General features: G+C 69.3%; 12 protein-coding genes and 3 pseudogenes. 4 read left to right on the top strand and 11 right to left on the bottom strand.

What is annotated here, in order from left to right; translation table 11 throughout:
* The first annotated feature begins 109 nt into the window (after positions 1 to 109).
* From ACP4J0_RS09305 to ACP4J0_RS09295, 3 pseudogenes are all read left to right on the top strand, one after another.
* Positions 110 to 987, top strand: a pseudogene (locus ACP4J0_RS09305) (IS5 family transposase).
* A 55-nt stretch (positions 988 to 1,042) separates the two neighbouring features.
* Positions 1,043 to 1,498, top strand: a pseudogene (locus tag ACP4J0_RS09300) (helix-turn-helix domain-containing protein); the annotation flags it as partial.
* Positions 1,499 to 1,886: 388 nt separating this feature from the next.
* Positions 1,887 to 3,323: pseudogene (locus ACP4J0_RS09295) on the top strand (flavin-containing monooxygenase); the annotation flags it as partial.
* 162 nt (positions 3,324 to 3,485) lie between these two features.
* Here the strand turns inward: ACP4J0_RS09295 and ACP4J0_RS09290 are convergent.
* Positions 3,486 to 4,247: an SDR family NAD(P)-dependent oxidoreductase gene (locus tag ACP4J0_RS09290; RefSeq protein ID WP_426598147.1), complete on the bottom strand. Its 762-nt coding sequence runs from the start codon at positions 4,245 to 4,247 to the stop codon at positions 3,486 to 3,488.
* 142 nt (positions 4,248 to 4,389) lie between these two features.
* Between ACP4J0_RS09290 and ACP4J0_RS09285 the strand changes: the two genes are divergently transcribed.
* Positions 4,390 to 5,016, top strand: a complete 627-nt coding sequence (locus ACP4J0_RS09285; RefSeq protein WP_426598146.1) for a TetR/AcrR family transcriptional regulator — start codon at positions 4,390 to 4,392, stop codon at positions 5,014 to 5,016.
* Between the two features lie 38 nt (positions 5,017 to 5,054).
* Here the strand turns inward: ACP4J0_RS09285 and uidA are convergent, their stop codons facing one another.
* The 10 genes from uidA to ACP4J0_RS09235 form a co-directional block, all read right to left on the bottom strand.
* On the bottom strand, positions 5,055 to 6,845 hold the full coding sequence (uidA, locus tag ACP4J0_RS09280; RefSeq protein ID WP_426598145.1) for a beta-glucuronidase: 1,791 nt from the start codon (positions 6,843 to 6,845) through the stop codon (positions 5,055 to 5,057).
* 93 nt (positions 6,846 to 6,938) lie between these two features.
* Positions 6,939 to 9,422, bottom strand: coding sequence for a family 78 glycoside hydrolase catalytic domain (locus ACP4J0_RS09275; RefSeq protein ID WP_426598144.1), 2,484 nt, complete (start codon positions 9,420 to 9,422; stop codon positions 6,939 to 6,941).
* A gap of 11 nt (positions 9,423 to 9,433) precedes the next feature.
* Positions 9,434 to 11,806, bottom strand: a complete 2,373-nt coding sequence (locus ACP4J0_RS09270) for a glycoside hydrolase family 3 N-terminal domain-containing protein (RefSeq protein WP_426598143.1) — start codon at positions 11,804 to 11,806, stop codon at positions 9,434 to 9,436.
* A gap of 115 nt (positions 11,807 to 11,921) precedes the next feature.
* Positions 11,922 to 12,392: a hypothetical protein gene (locus ACP4J0_RS09265; protein WP_426598142.1), complete on the bottom strand. Its 471-nt coding sequence runs from the start codon at positions 12,390 to 12,392 to the stop codon at positions 11,922 to 11,924.
* 59 nt (positions 12,393 to 12,451) lie between these two features.
* Entirely contained in the window at positions 12,452 to 13,777 is a 1,326-nt protein-coding gene (locus ACP4J0_RS09260) for an MFS transporter (RefSeq protein WP_426598141.1), read from the bottom strand.
* Between the two features lie 5 nt (positions 13,778 to 13,782).
* Positions 13,783 to 14,979, bottom strand: a complete 1,197-nt coding sequence (locus ACP4J0_RS09255) for a glycoside hydrolase family 1 protein (RefSeq protein ID WP_426598140.1) — start codon at positions 14,977 to 14,979, stop codon at positions 13,783 to 13,785.
* Positions 14,980 to 14,981: 2 nt separating this feature from the next.
* Complete coding sequence (locus tag ACP4J0_RS09250; RefSeq protein WP_426598139.1) at positions 14,982 to 15,833, bottom strand: ATP-binding cassette domain-containing protein; 852 nt, start codon at positions 15,831 to 15,833, stop codon at positions 14,982 to 14,984.
* Positions 15,830 to 17,656: a dipeptide/oligopeptide/nickel ABC transporter permease/ATP-binding protein gene (locus tag ACP4J0_RS09245; RefSeq protein ID WP_426598138.1), complete on the bottom strand. Its 1,827-nt coding sequence runs from the start codon at positions 17,654 to 17,656 to the stop codon at positions 15,830 to 15,832. Before ACP4J0_RS09245 ends, ACP4J0_RS09250 begins: the two co-directional genes overlap by 4 nt.
* Positions 17,653 to 18,594, bottom strand: coding sequence for an ABC transporter permease (locus tag ACP4J0_RS09240; RefSeq protein WP_426598137.1), 942 nt, complete (start codon positions 18,592 to 18,594; stop codon positions 17,653 to 17,655). The genes ACP4J0_RS09245 and ACP4J0_RS09240 overlap by 4 nt, the downstream gene beginning before the upstream one ends.
* 16 nt (positions 18,595 to 18,610) lie before the next feature.
* Entirely contained in the window at positions 18,611 to 20,164 is a 1,554-nt protein-coding gene (locus ACP4J0_RS09235) for an ABC transporter substrate-binding protein (RefSeq protein WP_426598136.1), read from the bottom strand.
* Between the last annotated feature and the right edge of the window lie 128 nt (positions 20,165 to 20,292).

Below are 20,292 nucleotides of genomic sequence, written 5' to 3'. Positions count from 1 at the left end.
TCTTTAAGAGGTCGTTTTCGCCTGGACGGCCCGAGTGTTGAGAGGTTTTCAGGCCGGCAGGGCGTGGTGCTCGTGTGGCTGGAAATGTGGGGTGGTTCTTGCTGGTCAGGTGGGGTGGCAGCCGACGCGACGCCCGTACCCGAGCGATCTATCCGATGCACGCTGGGAGTTGATCGAGCCGGTGCTGTCTGCCTGGCGCTTCGAGCGCCGGGGCAGGGCCCTGGACTTCGGCCGGCCGCCGGAACATAACCTGCGCGACACCATGGACGCGATCTTGTACGTGGACCGGTCCGGGGTTCAATAGTGCTACCTCACTCACGACTATCCGCACTGGAACACGGTCTACGGCTACTTCGCCAAATGGGCCGACGAGGGTGTGTCCACCAGCCCAATGGCCTGCTCAGGCAGCAGCTACGCGAGAAGGAAGGACGGGACGCTGAGCCGTCGGCCTGCGTTATCGACGCCCAGAGCGTCAAAACCTCCACCAGCGTCCCCGCCACCGGCCAGGGCATCGACGCCGGAAAGAAGATCGTCGGCAGGAAGCGGAGCATCGTCACCGACACCCTCGGGCTCCTACTCGCGGTGCTGGTCACCGCGGCGAGCGTGGAGGACTCCATCGCCGGCACACGCCTCCTGGACCAGGTCGCCGCAGACCACCCCGGGATCCGAAAAGTCTGGGTCGACGGCGGCTACCGACAGCACCTCGCCGAGCACGCGGCCGCCCTCCGCGTCGACATGGAAATCACCGGCCGCAAGCCCGGGACCAGGGGCTTCACACCGATTCCGAAGCGGTGGGCGGTCGAACGTGCTTACGGCTGGCTTATGCTCCACCGCCGCCTGCCCCGCGACTACGAAACCTTGCCCACCCCCTCCGAAGCCATAATCCACACCGCCATGACCGACCTCATGGCCCGCCGTCTCACCGGCAAGGACACCATCTCCTGGCGTGCTCCGACACTACAGACAAAACAACAGATTCCAGGATGAAACAAAGGGAGGAAATGAACTGTAAAGGGTGCTGCAGAAGCCCATGAACTGGGCATTGGATGGGGTGTTGAGGACCGATCGGGTGTGGGTGGAGACGTTCACGGGGTTGCGGGTCGATCAGTTCGGCCGACTGCTGCGGGCGGTCCGGGAACGTGGTGGAGAGGGCTGCGGCTGGGGGCGTCCGTGGCGGCTGCGGCTGGCCGAGCGGGTGCTGCTGGTAGCCGTGTACTACCGCACGAACCTCACCATGTTGCAGCTCGCACCGCTGTTCGGCGTCTCTCCGGCGACAGTGTGCCGGGCGATCCAGCGGCTCGGCCCGCTGCTCGCACCTGAGCCGGCCCGCACCCCCCATGACGCTGTCGAGCGAGTGTGGGTTGTCGACGGCACCCTCATCCCGGTCCGCGACCGCACGGTTGGGGCGTCCTCCCGCAACTACCGGTTCTCGGGCAACGTACAGGTCATCGTGGACGCCGAGACAGGACTGCAGCAGGCGCACTGCGAGCCGCTGCCAGAACTTCTCGCTGCCTCGAAACGTGGAAGCGAATCACCGACGGCAGTGGTCCTGCCGCCTGTCCCATCCCTGGCCGGGCCCGCTGCCGTGACAAAGTGGCGCACTTCGTCGCATGCGGCGCAGACGGACCGCCACCCGCTCGACGGCCGGCCGGACGCCGAGCGACGCAGGTTGTAGGTGTACTCGCCGCCCCCGTGCGATGTGGTGGCCTGGGGTGGGCGCTCGGCCCGGCCAAGGGCCCGGGCAGGTGGCGGCACCGTGGCTGCCATATATCCGGGCGAAAGGGCAAGTAGAAGACGGGGCCCCCGTTGCCACAACTGCTGCGTTCGGATACCGGTCATACCCGAGGCCCGGTGTCCTCCAGCTGCGCGAGCAACGACACCCGGTTATGCTCGACGAGACCGGTTACGTTCCGGAGTGGAAGTACTCCCCCGGGGAGGAGATCCGCCGTCACGCGGTGCGGATCGCGGAGAAGTTCGATCTCTATGCCGACGCCGTCTTCTCTACCTCCGTCGCTTCTCTGACCTGGGACGACACCTCGCAGGCATGGATTGTGTCGACCGACCGGGATGACAAATTCCGGGCCAGGTACGTCATCACGGCTACGGGTACCCTCACCGAGCTGAAACTCCCCGGGATCCCCGGCATCGAGGACTTCAAGGGGCACACCTTCCACACCTCGCGCTGGGACTACGCCTACACCGGCGGCACCCCGGACGGCGGCCTCACCGGCCTCGCGGGCAAACGCGTGGGCGTCGTCGGTACTGGAGCCACAGGTGTCCAGGTCGTCCCCAAGCTGGCCGAGGACGCGGGACACCTTTACGTCTTCCAGCGCACCCCCACCACCGTGGACGTGCGTGCCAACCGGCGTACCACCGCGCGGGACGTGGGCGCCGATCACGAGGGCTGGGCGCGCGAGCGCCGCGACAACTTCCTGCGCATCGTGTCCGGAGAGTCCGTGGAGCACGATCTGGTGGCGGACCGGTGGACCTCGTCGGCCGGCCTGCTGGAGAAGCTCCTGCCGAGCTTCCGCCGCCCTGCGGACCGGCAGGCGTTCGAAGCGGCCTACGAGGTCGCGGACGCGGAGAAGATGAACGAGGTCCGTGCCCGCGTCGAGCGGATCGTCGCCGACGCGGACACGGCGGAGAAGCTCAAGCCCTGGTACCGGTACGCCTGCAAGCGCCCCACGTTCTCCGACGCCTATCTGCAGGCGTTCAACCGCGACAACGTCACCCTGGTCGACACCGCGGACACCCATGGCATCGAGCGGATGACCGAGCACGGTGTGGTGGTGGGCGACGCCGAATACGAGCTCGACTGTCTGATCTTCGCCACCGGCTTCTCCGTCGGCGTTTCCGGCGTCCACTCCGGGAAGCTGTCCGTCCGAGGCCGGGACGGCGTCGAGCTGCTGGACGCGCTGACAGAACGCGGACCGCGTTCCCTGCACGGCTTCACCAGCAACGGGTTCCCGAACCTGATCCAGCTGGGGGCCACCCAGAGCGCCAGCAGCGTCAACTTCACCCATGTACTCGACGAGCATGCCGTCCACGCGGCGGCACTCGTCGCGGCAGCCGTGGCCGAGGCAGCCGTCATCGAGCCGTCCCGCGAGGCCGAGGACGCCTGGCTTGCGGTCCTGGCCGAGGGCGCGCCCGACCACGAGTGGTTCCACGCCGAGTGCACACCTGGGTACTACAACGGTGAGGGACGTGGCCGCCCGAACGCGCAGATCGCCTACCCTCACGGCGCGGCTGCCTTCCACGACCTCCTGAAGCGCTGGCGCGAGACGTCCATGAACGACGTTCTCCAAGTCGGTAGGCCTTCTTGAGCTTGTGGCGGGGCCGCAAGGCACTGTGGTTCGGGGCTCGGCAGCCGCCGGGCCCCGTCCCGTTTCGGCAGGGCCCTGTCTTCCTTCGAACCACGGATGAGTGAGGTGCCGCGTGCTCGAGTCGAAGCGGTGCGACTCCTCGGCGGGTGTGGCCAAGGCGCGTCAGACGGCGGACCAGCCGTCGTCGACGGGGAGGATCGCGCCGTTGACGTTGCTCGCGGCGTCCGAGGCGAGGAACAGGATCGCGGCCGCCTGCTCCTCCGGCTGTGACACGCGCCCGAGGTTGACGAAGTGCGGTCCGATCGCCGCCGGCCCGTGCGCCGTGCGGTCGGCCTCCACCGCGATGGCGGTGGCGGTGCCGCCCGGGCAGATGGCGTTGGCGCGGATGCCGTTCTTGCGGTACATCACCGCCAGCGACTTCGTCAGCCCCACCACACCGTGCTTGGAAGCGGTGTAAGCGGCGCCCGCCGCGCTGCCGCGCAGGGCTGCCTCGGAGGCGGTGTTCACGATGGCGCCGCGGCCCGCGGCCAGCATGTGGGGCAGCACCGCGCGGGTGAGCATGAACGGGGCGGTCAGGTTGACCCGGACGACCCGGTCCCACTCGGCGTCACTCACGTCGGCCGGTGCCGACATGCTGTCCATGATCCCGGCGTTGTTCACCAGGACGTCCACGCCGCCGAACCGCTCCACCGCCGTCGCCGTCACCCGGTCCACGACGGCCTGCTCGCCCAGGTCACCCGTGACGGCCACCGCGGTGCCGCCGGCCTGCTCGATCTCCTTGACGACCGCGTCGGCTCCGTCGGCGTTGAGGTCCGCCACCACCACGCGGTCGCCCTGAGCGGCGAAGGCGAGCGCTGCCGCGCGCCCTATGCCCGATCCCGCTCCGGTGACGATCACGCTGCGTCCGTTCAGATCGCCGGTCATGAAGTGCTCCATCCAGGAAGTGCCGACGCGGCGGACTCCTGTCGCACCGCACCGGCACCCCACTCGTTTATGTCTCTGAGTGACATAAAGTCGGGGTGGGGGAGAATGCCCATGGCAGTGATCACCGGCGCCGGAGGGGCAGATGACCGCAGCTCGCGGACGGACGGGGCGGCCACCCCTGACCGAGGAGCGCAAGGCCGCCATCAGGCTGGAGATCGCCCGGGCCGCGGTCGACCTGTTCATCGCCCAGGGCGTCGCCGCGACGACGGGTGAGCAGATCGGACAGGCGGTCGGCGTCTCGGCACGCACGGTGTGGCGCTACTTCCCGACCAAGGAGAGCTGCGTACGGCCGCTCTTCTCCACCGGCATCGACACGATCGCCACCGCACTGCGGCAGTGGCGCCCCGGCCGGCCCCTCGAGGAAGCCTTCGACGGACTCTGGACCCGCGACGCGCCCCTGCCCGGCCCGGACGTGGGCGCCCTGCTCCGGCTGACCCGGACCGAACCTGGGCTGCGCGCGGTCTGGCTGCAGACCCACGACGAGGCGGAACCCGCCTTCGCGCGCGCCCTCGCCGAGCGGGCCGGGCTGCCCGCCGACGACGTACGGCCCGCGATCCGGGCCGCCATGCTCAACGCCGCGCTCCGTGCGGCGGTCGAACACCACGCCTACCGGACGACCGAGCCCGGAAGCGACCCCGCGACCGCCCGCGCCGACCTCGCGGAGACCCTGCGGACCGCCCTAGCGGTCACGGCGGCCGGCCTCGCTTGAGTGCTCCGGCGTTGCCCTGCTCCCCCCTGCGGACGCGGTCAGTCATGTGACGGCTTACGGCCGCCCAGTGACTTCCAACGGGTGCGCAGGGCGTGCGCGGCTGCTTTGGGCCGCCGGTCGCGGGTGAAGACTCCCTTCCTGTTGCCGTCGACCCGGTGTATGCCATTGGAGGTCTGGAAGTCGGCGAAGTTCCACACGTGCTCGCCGACCACGGCCTCGCTGCGGTCGAAGGCGCGGTGGTTGGCCTCCAGGTAGGCGAGCTGGTACTCCTCCGTCCACGGCATGTCCCACACCGAGTGCAGCCCCGGCAGCGCGTCGGCGCCGTACTCGCTCATGAGGATGGGCATGTCGAACTTCTCCGCCCAGCCGCGGAGCTCCATGTCCATGTACGTCTCGGCGGTGGCGAGGTCACCGGTGGCGACGTACCAGCCGTAGTAGCGGTTGAGGCAGACGATGTCGAAGAGGTCGGCGATACGGTCGTTCTTGTAGGTCGCGAACATCACGGCCGCATAGCTGACCGGCCGGGTGGGGTCGAGCTTGCGGGTGAGCTCGACCAGTGGTTCGAAGTACTCGCGGGCTCCGTCCTCGTGGGAGGAGGGTTCGTTGGCGATGCACCACATGACGACGCTGGGATGGTTCTTGTCCCGGGCGACGAGTTCGCGGACGGCCTGTGCATGGGCGGCACGGGTGTCGTCGTTGAAGGTGTCCGGAGAGAAGGTGGGCTTGTGGGGTCGGCCGGCCAGCCCGCCTTCGACGGCCAGGTTCAGACCGACGGCGGCGGTCTCGTCGATGACGACGATGCCGTGCCGGTCGGCGAAGTCGAGAACCTCATCGGCGTAGGGGTAGTGGGAGGTGCGGAAGGAATTGGCGCCGATCCATTCCATGAGCTGGAAGTCGTGCACGAGATAGGCGTCGTCGTGCCCCTTGCCCCGGACGGGTGAGTCCTCGTGTTTACCGAAGCCGGTGAAGTAGAAGGGTTCCCCGTTGATGAGGAAGTCCCGCCCGCGGATCTCGACGGTGCGGACGCCGAAGGGCAGAGTGTAGGTGTCGGTCACCTCATCTCCGTCGATGATCTCGGCGACGAGGTCGTACAGGTGGGCCGCGCCTGGACGCCATGGGGTGACGTCTTCGATACGCAGGGTGTTGGTGGCTCCCTCGACGGCTGCCACCTGTGTGCCGTCGGCGTCGAGGACGCGGACACGTACGCGGGCGGACGCGGTGGTCTCGACCGAGTAGTCGACGATCCCGACGCCTCCCTCGATGCCGGTGGCGATGGTGATGTCATCGATGTGGACGGCGGGGACGCTGTGGAGCCGTACCGAACGGGCGATGCCGGCGTAGTTGTAGAAATCGTGCAGGTACTTTTGCGTGCGTCGTCCGTCCTGGGCCACCGTGATGGTGCCCGGCGGGATCGTTACGTTCGTCAGCTCGTTGTTGACGCCGACAGTGACGCGGAACTCCTCACCCGCGCCGACGAGTTCGGTGATGTCCGCCTCGAACGGCGTGTATCCGCCCACGTGCTCCGCGACAAGGTGATCGTCGACGTACACCTTCCCTTCGTGCGTCACGGCGTCGAAGCGCAGCATCACGCGCTCTCCCGCCCAGCCGCGCGGCACTCGTGCGGTGCGCTGGTACCACACCCAGCCGACGTGGTCACGGATCGCGCTGTCGGTGAATAGGTCGTTGTAACTGGCGGGTACGGCGGCTTCGAGTGGTGTGTCGAGCGGGCCGGCCCATGGCTCAGGGCCGGCGCCCGCGGAGGTGGCGAACTTCCAGAGGCCGTCGAGGCCGACGAGCTCGCGGGTGGAGGTGGGACGGGGTTTCAACATGGGCGTTCTCCTTCTTGGAACGCTCCGGTGCGCCTGCGGGCGCGCCGAAGCCGCGCGGGGCGGAAGCGGTCGGGCGGTGCGGGGCGCGGGACCTCAGCGAGCGCGGCCGGGGGCCCGGGTGAAGGCGGACGCCAAGGCGCCGGACGTGCCGGGGAACTGGTCGAGGACGGTCCGCAGGGTGGTGCCGGCCGAACTTCTGGCAGCGTAGGAGATCGGGATCTGCGGCAGGTGCTCGGAGAAGACCCGCTTCACCGCTTCCCAGACCAAGTCGTCGCTGACGAGTACACGCAGAGGGGTGTGCAGGGTGTACAGGGCATGTGGGTCGTACCCCGGCGGTGCTGGGTGGGTCCAGTCGTGCGTGCCCGCGGTTACTGCGGTCCGTAGTTCTTCGGGGTGGAGAGGAAGCGTGACCGTGGCCTCGGTGCCGGGCGGCACGGTGACCTCTACGGTCACGTCCGAGGCGGTGACCCGCCAGGCGACCCGGACCTCGCCGTGCACGGTGAGATGCCGCAGCGAGGCGTGAGAAAGGCCCGGCCCGGGACGCGGGGCCACGGACATCCGGCGGTAGCCGGGTTCCGTCGGCCTGAGGCCACCGACGCTCTGGTGCAGCCAGGCGGTCACCGCGCCCAGGGCGTAGTGGTTGTAGGAGGTCATGTCCGAGGGATGCCGGCTTCCGTCGGGACGTATGGCGTCCCAGCGTTCCCAGACGGTAGTCGCTCCCTGGGTGACCGGGTGGAGGAAGGAGGGGCACCCGGTCTGCACGAGCATGCGGTAGGCCGCGTCGAGGTGTCCGGTTTCGGTGAGCGCGGGCAGCACCCACGGAGTGCCCGCAAAACCGGTGGTGATGCGGAAACCGGCCTGGGTGACCAGTTCGGCGAGGCGGGCGCCGGCCTTGGCTCGATGGACGGGGGAGAGGAGGTCGAAGGAGATGGCCAGGGAATAGGCGGTGACCGTCCCACCTGCGAGGTGGCCCGAGGGGGTGACGTACTCGCGCCGGAAGGCGGCGCGCACCGCGTCGTCGAGCGCCGCGAAGCGTCCGGCGTCGTCGCGCTCGCCGAGAGCCCGGGCGGCCCGGGCCATCTCGCGGGTCGTCTTCGCGAGGTACGCCTGAGCGACCAGATACCTGTCGGTCTTGCCCCTGGCCGCGTCATCGGCGGGGGCGTCCGGGTCCAGCCAGTCACCGAACTGGTGACCGCTGCTCCACAGGCCCTCCCCGTCGAGCAGCTTCTCGACATCCCCGACGAACCGCGTCATGGACGGGTAGGCGCGGCGCAGGATGCCGAGATCGCCGTACTCCTGGTACAGCGCCCATGGCAGGTTGACCGCCACGTCGCTCCAGAGCGCGGCGGGTGCCGAGGGGCGGACGAACACGTCGGGCACGACGTGGGGGACGTAGCCCTTCTGCCGTTGTTCGGCGGCGAGGTCGTCGAGCCAGGAGCCGAGAACGTCGCGGACGTCGTAGAGGAAGGCGGCGGTGGGGGCGAAGGCATTGATGTCGCCGGTCCATCCCAGGTGTTCGTCGCGCTGAGGGCAGTCGGTGGGCAGGCCCACGAAGTTGCCGCGCATCGACCACACGGTGTTGGCGTGGAGCCGGTCGACCAGGGGATGCGAGGTCTCCAGCCAGCCGGTGCGCCGCATGTCATTGTGCACGACGACGGCGACAACCTCGTCGAAGGCATCGTCGATCTCCGCATAGCGGAAACCGTGGAGGGTGAACGCCGGTTCCCACACCTCCGGCCCGCCGCCGCGCAGAACGTACCGGTCGACCGACTTTGCCGAGCGCAGCGACGTCGTGTCCAAATCGCCGTCGGTGAGGATCTCGGCGTGGCGCAGGGTGACGGTCTGTCCGGCCCGGCCGGTGGTGGTCACGCGGAGACGGCCGGCGATGTTCTGGCCGAAGTCGACGATGGTGCGCCTCGAGGGGCTGGTGGTGACGGCGACCGCTGCGAGTTCCTCGGTCCGACGGATTGGTTCGGCCGTGCGCGGGATCAGCGTGGTCATGTCCCAGTCGTACCGAACGGCCGGCGACCAGCTGGTGTCGTCGAAGCCAGGCTTGTCCCAGCCGACGGGTTCCAGCCGGGCGGCGGGGGTCTCGCCGTCGTAGAGGCTGCGGGCGATGACGGCACCGGTGGCGCACCTGAAGGACTCGTCCGTGCCCAGCACGTGGGTCGTGCCGTCGCTGTGCCGCAGCTCCAGTTGGAGGAAGAGCGCGGGGCGGTCGGCGTAGTGGCAGCGAGCGCTGTCCTGCACCGCCGAGGGGTAACCGATCCTGCCGACCGCCCAGCCCTCGCCCACGATGGCGCCGAGGGCGTTGGCGCCGGGCGCGAGCAGACCGGTGACGTCGTGCGTGGAGACGGGCAGCCGGTGCTTGTAGGACGTCCAGCCGGGCGCGAGCACCTCGCCGCCGGCGCGGGTGCCGTTGAGATACGGCTCGACGACGCCCAGCGCGGTCACCCGCAGGAGGGCCCGCTCCGGCAGCCGGTCCACGGAGAACTCGCGTCGGAGGTAAGGTGCTTCGCCCTCTGCGGAGAGCGGGAAGGACGGGGTGATGAAGGTGGCCTGAGACGTGTCGTTCATCTTGTCGCCTGTCAGGCTCGGGTGCCGGAGTCGCTGAACACCGCGGGGACGCGGACCGTCTTGGTGCATCGGATGTCGTCGCTGCTCAGTCCGGCCATCAATGTCACCTCGCCCGCTTCGCAACGACGCCGGCCGTCGGGAAGCGTGTAGGACAGCCGCTCCAACGGCGCCTGGAGGACGAGGTCCGCGGACTCCCCGGCGGCCAGAGCCAGACGCTGGAAGTCGAGGAGCTGACGCACCGGACGTACGACGCTCGCGTGCTCGTCCCGCGCGTACAGCTGCACGACCGTCTCGCCGTCGCGGGCACCGGTGTTGGTGACCCTGACAGGCGTCCGCAGCGTTCCGTCGCGCACCTCGGCGTCGCCGTCGGACGTCACCTCGAACGCCGTGTACGACAGTCCGTGTCCGAAGGGAAACAGCGGGGCCTGGTCGGGCAGGTCGACGTAGGTGTAGTTCTCGCAGGCCGGATGGTCGTAGCCGCTGCCGTGACGGTGACCGTGGTAGGCGGGGATCTGGCCGAGGTGCCGGGGGAAGGTGGCGGGTAGCTTGCCGCTGGGGTTCGTAGTGCCGAACAGCGCGGAGGCGATCGCCGGCCCCGCCTCCTCTCCGAGGAGCGGCGCGAGCAGGACGGCGGCGGATGCCCGGACCACTCGGTCCAGGAGCAGGGGGCGGCCGGAGACGACCACGGTGACCACCGGCTTGCCGGTCGTGGCCAGCAGCTCGACCAGGTCCTCCTGGTCACCCGGCAGCGACGGCGACACGCTGCTCCGGCCCTCACCGGCGGTGTTGCCGCCGACCCGGCCGCTGCGCTCGCCGACCACGGCGACGATCACGTTGGCTTCGGACACCGCCGCACCGACCGTCCCGGCGTCGAGGGGCTCGGCGTCCTCCGTGGTGAAGGACCCGAGCGACACGTACTCGGCCTTGGCACCCGTCTCCCGCAGGGCTTCCCACACCGTGGAGGACTCGGGATGCAGGGCGCGGGTCATGTCCTCGAACTGCGGCTGCAGCGTCGGCAGCGGTGTGGAGACGATGTCGGTCGAGGCGAAGGTCGTCGGGTCGACGCCCGGCACCTTGCCCATCCGTACCGCCTTGATGGCCGCGGGCATCTCCGCCGCGGCCACCGAGGTGTAGGCCCCGAAGTGGATGCGGAGTTCGTCGGCGGCCGGACCCGTCACCACCATCCGGTGCTGCTCTGCTGCCAGCGGCAGGGTGCCGTCGTTGTGCAGGAGTACCGCGCCGCGTGCCGCGAGTGCCTGCCGGATCGTGGCGGCCTTCGTGCGGTCCGGGCCCACGGGCCGCGCCGGGGTCGGCCTACCGAACCCGGGGATCAGGCCGGTGCGCGCCTTCACGGCGAGGACACGGGCCACGGCCTGGTCGATCAGCTTCTCGTCCACACGACCCGCGGTGACCTCCGCGACCAGGTCCGGGTAGTTGACCGCGTGCGGCAGCTCGACATCCAGGCCCGCCGTGACCGCCTGCGCCGCGGCCTCGCCGGGGGTGGCCGCCGTACGGTACCGGGTCCGCAGCATGGCGACCGAGTCGTAGTCGCTGACGGTCATGCCGCTGAAGCCGAGTTCCTCGCGTAGGAGGGTGGTCAGCAGCCAGTGGTTGGCGGTGGCCGGGACGCCGTCGATGTCGTTGTAGGCGTTCATGACCACTGACAGGCCGGCCTCGGCGATGGCCCTGCGGAACGGTTCCGCGTACTCGTCGACGAGCGCGCGACGGCCGAGCTGGGTGGTGGCCATGTTGAGGCCGCCCTCGGAGGCGCCGAAACCGAGGAAGTGCTTGCCGGTGGCGAGGAGCTCGTTGCCGCCGTACTCGTCCGGCGCGCTCTGGATGCCCTGGACGAAGGCGACCGAGAACCGCGCGGCCAACTCCGGGTCCTCGCCGTACGTCTCGTGCACACGCCCCCAGCGCGGGTCCCGGCTGAGGTCCATGACCGGGGCGAAGACGAGCTGTACGCCGAGGTCGCGCATGTGCGCGGCGGTGACGGACGATGCCTGCCGGGCCAGGCCGGGGTCCCAGGTGGCCGCCTGGGCCCAGGCGGTCGGGAACTGCTCCCCCGCCGCGTGCAGGAAGCCGTTGATCCCCTCGAAGTGGACCAGCCCGCCTATCCCGAACGGCGATGCCTCGCGCGCCGCCCGCTGCACCTGCGCCAGCGCGTCGCGCAGGCTGTCGGCGTCCTGGCCGAGGAACCAGGCCAGCGACAGATGCCCGACACCGTGGGGGCACAGTTCCGCGATCCGGTCGGTGTCCAGCTTGGGTGTTCCGGTCGGGCCGGGGGCGAGCAGGCCCGGCAGGGCGATGCCGCCGAGTTGCGCGACCTTCTGCTCCAGGGTGAGCCGTCCGATGAGCGCGGCAAGGTTTTCGGGGGTGGCCATGCCATTCCTCTCAGTGCATTGTGCTGGATGTACCGGGTGGTGCGCGGGCGTCAGGCGGCCGTGCCTGCCGCGTGCACTGTCACGCTTGCCGTCTCGCAGTCGTTCGCGGTGACCGTCACCGGGATCGGCCGGTTTTGGTGGGCCGTACGACGGCGAGCGCCCGGCCGTCGTTCGTGGTGTGCGTGCAGCCCGCGAAGGTCTCCTCGGTGGCGGGCCGTCCGAAGCCGAGGCTCTGGAGCACTCCGGGGCCGGTGATCTCGACGGTGACGGGACGGTCCGCACGGCGCCGGGGCATGCAGTCACTGTCGGTGATGCCGACCTCTGGGCATGCCAGGTCGGTCTCGCTGGCTCGGAGGTCCCGGTAGACGACGCCGACCGCGGGGTACTCGATTACGCCGTTCAAGAGGAAGTTCGTCGCGCCGCCCGACTCGGGAGTGCCGCCGACTCGGGAGTGCCGCTCGGACTCGATCACGGCGTCGTGCGGAAGGGTCACGCTGCGGTGAGCCGGAGCGCGGCTGCCTCTCTCCAGGAAGCGGTTGACCTTGGGGCGGAACTCCCAGCCGGAGTTGGGTGACGTGAAACGCACGGTGCTCCTCGGTAGAACAGGGTGGTGAACGGATTCGGTGGCAGGTGTCGGGGAGTGACTCAGCGCACTCCTCGGACCCGGCAGAAGGCGATCAGTCCGCCCAGCAGTCCCAGAACGCCGGACGACAAGTACAGAAGGGTGTAGTTCTCCTCGCCGACGGCACCGAGGGCGAGGAGCAGCGGGGCGGTGAGCGGGGCGAGCGCAGCGGGTACCTTCTGGGAGAGCGTCACGATCGCCAGGAAGCGCCCCGCCTCGGTCTCCCGCTCGGGGAGGATGTCGAGCACGGTCGCCTGGCTGCTCGCCGAGAAGACCGCGATGCCGAGGTTCATCAGAGCGGCACCGGCCAGGATGCCGGCCAGCGTGTGCGCCGACGCCGAGGCCACGGTCCCGGCGGCGAAGATCACGGCGGCTGCCAGTGCGAAGGGACGGCGGCGGCCGAGGCGGTCGGACAGGAAGCCGCTGCCGAGCGTGCCCGCTGTCATCGCCACGACGCTGATCCCGCCGCTGACCGCTACGAGTCCGGCGACCTCGGCCAGAGTGATGCCGAGTCGTTCGGCGTAGAAGAAGGTGACGAAGGACGTGTAGAGGGACTGGCCGTAGTAGAAGACGAAGCGTGCCAGCAGGTGCCACGTGAAGTCGGGGTAGGACCGCGGATCGAAGAGGTAGGCCCGCAGGAGGCGTCCGGTCGTCAGTCGTTCCGGGACTGCGAGCGCCCGAGTGTCGTCCTCCCGGACGAACACCACCAGGACGGCGAGCAGTACGGCCCCCAGGACGCCTGGCAGGAGGAACACCAGAGGGTGGTTGTCGCTCACGGCGCCGACGAGGAGGACGCCGACGACGGGTGCCACCATGGTGGTGGCTCCCGTCAGACCGGCGACCTTCCCTCTCTGGGAAGGCGACAGCCTGTCGGCCTGCAGCGTACTCAGCGTGCCGAGTACCGTCCCCCAGCCGAGTGCGGCCAGGGCCCACCCGGCACCGAGGACGGTGATGTTCGGCGCGTACGCCATCACCACCAGGGCGGCCATGCCGAGTACGCCACCCCCGATCAGGTAGGGCGTCCGGCGCCCGAGGCGAGAGCGGGTGCGGTCGCTGAACGTGCCGATCGGCGGCCCGGTGATCAGGGAGAGGGCCGAGCCGATGCCGAGGATGTAGCCGACGGCGGCCTCGTCGCCGGGAGCGAGCCGGTCCGCGCGCAGGGCGAGCGAGAAGGCCATCGGCACCATGAGTGCCATCGCCGCACCGAAGGTGGCCGCCACCAGGAGCGCGATGCGGCCCCGGGACAAACGGGGGAGGGTGAGGTCGGAGGGGCTGGCCGGGGCGGGTCCCGTGTCCTTGGTCCCGTCCTCGGCCGCCTCCGACGCGGAGCGCCGGCGGGACGTCGTCATGTCGGTCAGGGCCGCCCGCGCCGCGCGACCTCGCCCAGCCACTTCAGGCTGGGCTTCGGCCGGCGCTCGAACGTCTCCCGGTCCACGGCGATCAGGCCGAACGTGGGCTCCCAGTGGCCCCACTCGAAGTTGTCCAGCGCGCTCCAGTGCAGGTAACCGCGGACGTCGGCGCCTTCCTCGACGGTCTCGAAGAGGTGGCGCAGGGCTTCGGAGGTGTAGGCGATCCGACGGTCGTCGTCCTCGGTGGCGATGCCGTTCTCGGTGACGAGGACGGGCGTGTTGTCCGTGGCCTTCCACGCGTGCCGCACGGCGATGCCGAGCGCGTCGGGCCGGTAGGCGTTGCCCGTGAGCGTGTTGTCGGGGTGTCGCGGATGCGGTACGACACCGTTCTCGTCGACCTCCTGGCTGGAGTACGACTGCACGCCGATGAAGTCGTCATCGCGGGCCGCCTCGAGGTAGAGGTCCTCCCGGACGTACCGCAGCTCCTCGAGCCTGCCCTCGTTGCCCGGCGTGGCGGTCAGCGCCTGGCAGGCCACGGTCCAGCCGACCTTCGCACCGGTGTGCTGCCCGAGCACGTCACGGGCGCGGTGGTGCGCCTCTGCCAGGCGGAGGCCGATCTGCGGGTCGGGGTCTGGCAATACAGGCCGTGCGGCGCCCTCGACGGTGGGGCTGAGCCACTTCTTGGTCTCGCCCGTGCGTGCGGCATGGCTCATCATCACCATGAGGGCGAGCATGTTGGGTTCGTTGAGGGTGCAGACCCACTCGACGCCGTCGAGGATCGTGGTCGTCGCGTGTATGTAGGAGACGAAGCGGTCGATCGCCTTCTCGTGCATCCATCCGCCGGCTTCGGCGAACCAGCGCGGATGGGTGAAATGGTGCAGGGTGACGACCGGCTTCAGGCCCAGGTCCAGAGCCGTGTCGATCATGCGGCGGTAGTGGGCGAGTTCCGCCCGGGAGATGTGCCCCTCGGCGGGCTCCACGCGGGCCCACTCGATGCCGAACCGGTACGCGTTGAGGCCGGCGTCGGCGAGGAGTCGCATGTCCTCGGCGTAACGGTGGTAGCTGTCGCAGGCGTCGCCGCTGCGTTCCATCCCAGCGGCGCGGTGCTCACGCACCCACCAGTCGCTGTTGGTGTTGTTTCCCTCGATCTGGTGCGGCGCAGTGGACGCGCCCCACAGGAAACCGGGAACGGTGGAGTTCATGGTCAGCTCGCTTTGCTTTCGGACGACTTGAGCGCGGCCAGGCGACGGCGCTTCTCCCGGCGCTCCCGCTGACGTGCAGGGTCGGCGACCGGAGCGGCCAGCAGGAGATCCCGGGTATAGGGATGTTCGGGCGAGGTGGTGATGCGGTCGGCCGGACCGGTCTCGACGACTTCTCCCCGGTACAGGACGGTGACTCGGTGACTGACGTGCCGGATGACCGCCAGGTCGTGCGATACGAACAGGTAGGCCACACCCGTGCGGCGCTGGATGTCGATGAATAGGTCCAGCACGCGGGTCTGGGTGGACAGGTCGAGAGCGGAGACGGGTTCGTCGCAGACGATGAGTCTGGGGCGCGGAGCCAGGGCGCGGGCGATCGCCACCCGCTGCCGCTGGCCCCCGCTGAACTCGCGGGGCAGCCGCGCCGAGGCGTCCGCGGGCAGGCCCACCTGGTCCAGCAGTTCCAGCACCCGGGTCCGGGCGTCGGCGACGGACGCGCCCTGCACCACCAGCGGTTCGCTGAGGATGTCACCGATGGTGAGGGACGGGTTGAGGGAGGTGTAGGGGTCCTGGAAGACCACCTGTATGTCGCGCGCCATGGTGCGGCGGACCTTCGCCGGGACATGGGTGATGTCCCGGTCTTGGAAGAGGATCCGTCCGCCACTGGGCTTGGCCAGCCCGAGGACCGCACGACCGATGGTCGTCTTGCCGGAACCCGACTCACCGACGAGTCCGAGGGTCTCACCTGTGCGGACACTCAGCGACACTCCGTGCAGCACCTCGTGCGGTCGGGCGCGGAAGCCCCGCCCGGGATAGGCGACACGTAGTTCGCTCACATCGAGAAGAGGGCCGGTCATGACGCCTCCGTCCTGACCACGGTGCTCGCCGCGGGGGAACCGGGTTCGACCGGCCCGTCGGTGCGCACCTTGCTCTCGTCGAGGATGGAGTCGAGCAGCATCCGGGTGTAGAAGTGCGTGGGTTCCCCGAACAGGTCGTCCGTGCGTCCCGCCTCCACGACCTCGCCCCGGCGCATGACGGCGATGCGGTCGCAGCTGTCGGCGACGACGCCGAAGTTGTGGGTGACCAGAAGAACGGCCATGTTGAGTTCCTTCTGCAGGTCGCGTAGCAGGTCGAGGATCTCCGCCTGGACCGTCACGTCGAGCGCGGTGGTCGGCTCGTCGGCGATAAGCAGCAGGGGCCGGCTGGCCACGGCACCCGCGATGAGCACCCGCTGGGCCATGCCGCCGGAGATCTGGTGTGGGTAGGAGGCGAAGGTCCGCTCGGGTTCTGGGATGCCCACCCGGTCCAGCAGGGCGAGGACCCGCTCGCGTGCCTCACGCCGGGAGAGGGTGGTAGCCGCGCGGACGCCCTCGACGAGCTGGGCGCCCACTGTGAACGAGGGGTCCAGGTTGGACATCGGTTCCTGCGGGACGTACGCGATCGAGGTGCCCCGTACCTTGCGCAGTTCAGCCTCGGGAAGCCTGAGGAGTTCGCGTCCGTCGAGGCGGATCGAGCCCCGGACGACGACCGCTTCCGGGGGCAGCACCCCGAGAGCGGCGAACGCGGTCTGGGTTTTGCCGGAGCCCGACTCCCCGACCAGGCCGAGGGTCTCCCCGGCCTCCAGGGTGAGGCTGACGTCGCTGACGACCTCTTTCAGCGTCCCCGAGGGTGTCGGGTAGGCGATGGCGAGGTCTTCCACGACGAGCAGCCCGGAGAGGGTGCCCGTCTCGGAGGCGCCCGGGCGACCGGGTTGCCGTGTGGGCCGGCTGGGGGAGCGGGCGACGCCGGTCGCCTTGGGCCGGCCGCCTTCCAAGGCGTCCCGCAGGGCGTTGCCGAGCAGTACCAGGCAGGCGGTCATGATGCCGAGCGACAGGCTGGGCCAGACGAACTGCAGCGGCTCCTCGTAGAGGTTGGTGAAGCCGTCGGAGACCATCGCGCCGAAGCTGGGCACGTCGTTGGAGCCGATGCCCAGGAAGGCGAGGCCGGACTGGACGCCGATGGACGAGCCGGCGAGGAACGCGGCCGCGATGACGATCGGTCCGCGGACGACGAAGAGGACGTGCCGCCTGAGGATGCGCTGATCGGGCAGCCCGGAGACGCGCGCGGCATCGACGTACAGCTCTTTGCCGACGCCGACCACCAGGTTGCGTACCAGACGGTAGATGCCGGGGGAGAGCAGCACACCGAAGATCAGCATCGTCACCCGGTAGTCGCCGTCGGTGACCGGGAGCAGCACGATGAGCAGCAGCAGTCCGGGAAAGGTCATGACGAGGCTGAACAGCCACTCGGTGACCCCTCGGACGCGTCGGCCGAAGTAGCCGCCGATCAGGCCGAAGGTGACACCGATGGCGAGGGCGATGCTCGCGCCGATGAGGGCGGAGACGACACTGGTGTTGATCGAGTGGAGCAGCCGAGCGAAGATGTCGCGCCCGCTCTTGTCGCCGCCGAGGAGGTAACCGTCCGTCCCCGGGGCGGTGTTGACCGCGTCCAGCGACGAGTTGTTGGGGCCGTGCTCGGTGAGGATCGGGCTCAGCAGGCCCAGTAGGACGATGACGAGCAGGATGCCCGCGCTGACGACCGCTTGTGGATCACGCAGGAGCGTGTGCAGGGCCGACTTGCGGCCGGGCTCGGCCGACTTCCCCGCGGAATGCGTTTCGGTGGCCTTCGACGAGCTGCTCAATGGATCCTCGCCTTCGGGTTGAGCCAGCCGTTGACGAGATCGACGGCGAGATTGACACAGATGACGAGCAGGACGCCGAAGAGCGTGATGCCCATGATGATCGGGACGTCCCCCTGCAGTGACGCGTCGAAGGCGTAGCTGCCGAAGCCCGGAAGGGCGAAGACCTTCTCGATGACCAGCGCGGCGCCGAACATCTGCACGAACTCCAGGGACAGCACGGTCAGCGCCGGCCCGGCGGCGTTGCGCAGGGCGTGCCGCAGCACGACCGACCGGGTCGGGATGCCGCGCGTGCGCAGGGTGCGTACGTAGTCCTTGCGCAGCTCGCCGATCATGGCACCGCGGATCTGGGCCGTCAGGTTGGCGATGCCCGGAATCATCAGGGCGATCACCGGGATGGCGATGGACTTCGCCCAGCTACCGGGGTCGTCGGTGAGCTCGGTGTAACCGGTGGCGGGCAGCCACTTCAGTTCGATCGCCAGCAGGTAGACCAGGGCGATCGCGATCAGGAGGTTCGGCACGAGAAAGCCGATGAGGGAGGCGCCCTGGGCCACCCGGTCCACGGCACCGCCCCGGGAGGCGGCCAGGACGCCGAGGACCACGCTGACCACGGCCGTGATCAGCAGGGCGGCGAGCACCATGGAAAGAGTGACGCCCAGTCGTGCGGCGATGGCGGAGCGGACGGGCTCGGCGGTGAAGAAGGAGGCGCCGAGGTCACCCCGGACCGCGTGGGAGAGCCAGTCGGCGTACTGGGTCAGGATGGGACGGTCGAGCCCCATCTGGGCTTTCTGGGCCTGGATGCCCTCGGGGGTCGCCCCGCTGCCGAGGATGGTGCCGGCGACGTCGTCGAAGGAGGTGCCCAGCAGCAGGAAGGTGATCAACGTGACCAGGACGGCAAGGACCAGGCCGGTGCCCAGGCGGCGCGACACGTAGGAGATCATCGGTCGATTCCTCCGGTCACTGACCCGTGACGCCGAACTGGCGGACGGTGCTGAACGTGGAGGAGCCGTCGCCGAGGTAGGTGATGCCCTTCTTGGTCACCCAGTAGGTGCCGACGTAGAAGACGGGCGCGTTCCAGGCGTTCTCGACGGTGAACGCGTTGATCTCCCGGTAGGTCTTCGCGGCCTTCGCGGGGTCGACCGCACGGTTGGCCTGGGTGACGAGCGCGTCGAACCGCTCGTCCGAGGTGCCGAAGACGTTGCGCGTGCCCTCCGGGTTGAAGTTCTTCCTCACCTCCATCGGAGCGGTGTCGAGGCCGTCCATGGTGAAGAACATCGGGTACTTCTTGGAGATCAGTGCGGAGTTGGTCTGCTGCGCGGGCACCGTCTCCCACTTCACCGAGATGCCGATGTCCCTGAGGGACTGGGCGATCGTCGGCTCGAAGGGCTTGGTGTACACCAGACTCGGCATCGACACCGAAAATCCGTTGGGATAGCCGGCCTCCGCCAGAAGCTGCTTGGCCTCGGCCGGGTCGTAGCCGTACGTCTTCTCCAGGGCCGGGTCGTAGGCCTGGCCCTTGGGATTGAACACCTGCACCGTCGCCTTGCCGCTGCCCTGGAGAATCTGCTTGACGATCTTGTCGCGGTCGAAGGCCATGTTGATCGCCTTGCGCACGCGCACGTCGCCCAGTGGCTTGAGCTTCGTCCCGGTCCGGTCGGCCAGTACCAGGACGCCGGCGGCCGTCGCCTCGACGTGCTTTACCTCGAAACCGGAGGATTCGAGAGCCCCCACCTGTGCCGCCTCGACACTGCCGGCGTTGACCTCGCCCGCCTTGAGCGCGTTGACGGAGGCGGTGCGGTCCGCGATCACCCGCACCTTGATGGTGGGGAACGGGTAGGCCTTCTTGTTCCAGTAGTCGTCCCGTCGCTTCAGTACGTAGACCGAGCCGTTCACCGTGGCCTTCTTGTCCAGCGTGTACGGTCCGGAACCGATCGGGTTCAGGGCGGCGCCCTTCGACGTCATCGTCTCGGGGTCGCCGATGACTCCGGCCGCGCTCGAGAGTGAGGACAGCAGGGCGCCGTCCGGCCGCTCGAGGTCGAGTACGACACCGTGGTCGCCGTTGGTCTCCACCGACTTGACGGCTGCCAGTGACGTCTGGTTCGGCCCCGGCGTCGTCCTCATCCGGTCCAGGGTGGCCTTCACCGCGGCCGAGGTCACCGGTGTGCCGGTGCTGAACTTCATTCCCTTGCGGATCCGGAGCGCCAGCGTGCGCCCGTCGTCCGAGTATTCCCAGCTCTCCGCCGCGCCCGGAGCCAACCCGCCCTTGTTGTCCTGGGTGAGCAGTGTGTCGTAGACCGAGTCCCAGACGTACGTCTGCTGGCCGTCGATGAGCTGAGTGGGCTCGAACGAGTTCGGCGTGCCGATGATGGCCAGTGACAGCGTCTTTCCGCCGTCCGACGAGGCGCCCGCCGGTTGGTCGTCGCACGCTGTCGTCGAAAGCAGGGCCGCCATCGCGACCGCGACGGGTACGGCCCGTGACAGTGGCCGCGCGTGCGGGAAGCGGTTGCGCATGGGCAATCTCCTTCGACTGCGGGGGGTCCGTGGGGACGTCGGGTGCTGGTGGTGGGGCGAAAGGTGTGCGGGGCGACTCTCGGTCAACACTTACCAGTCGGTTGGTTTTCGATGGGAACTGTGACCCA

Origin of the sequence: Streptomyces sp. WG7, from assembly GCF_049975785.1 — a bacterium.
In the GTDB taxonomy this organism is placed as follows: Bacteria; Actinomycetota; Actinomycetes; order Streptomycetales; family Streptomycetaceae; genus Streptomyces.
The sequence above is the reverse complement of the archived record's forward strand: the minus strand, read 5'-3'. Positions and strand labels throughout refer to the sequence as shown.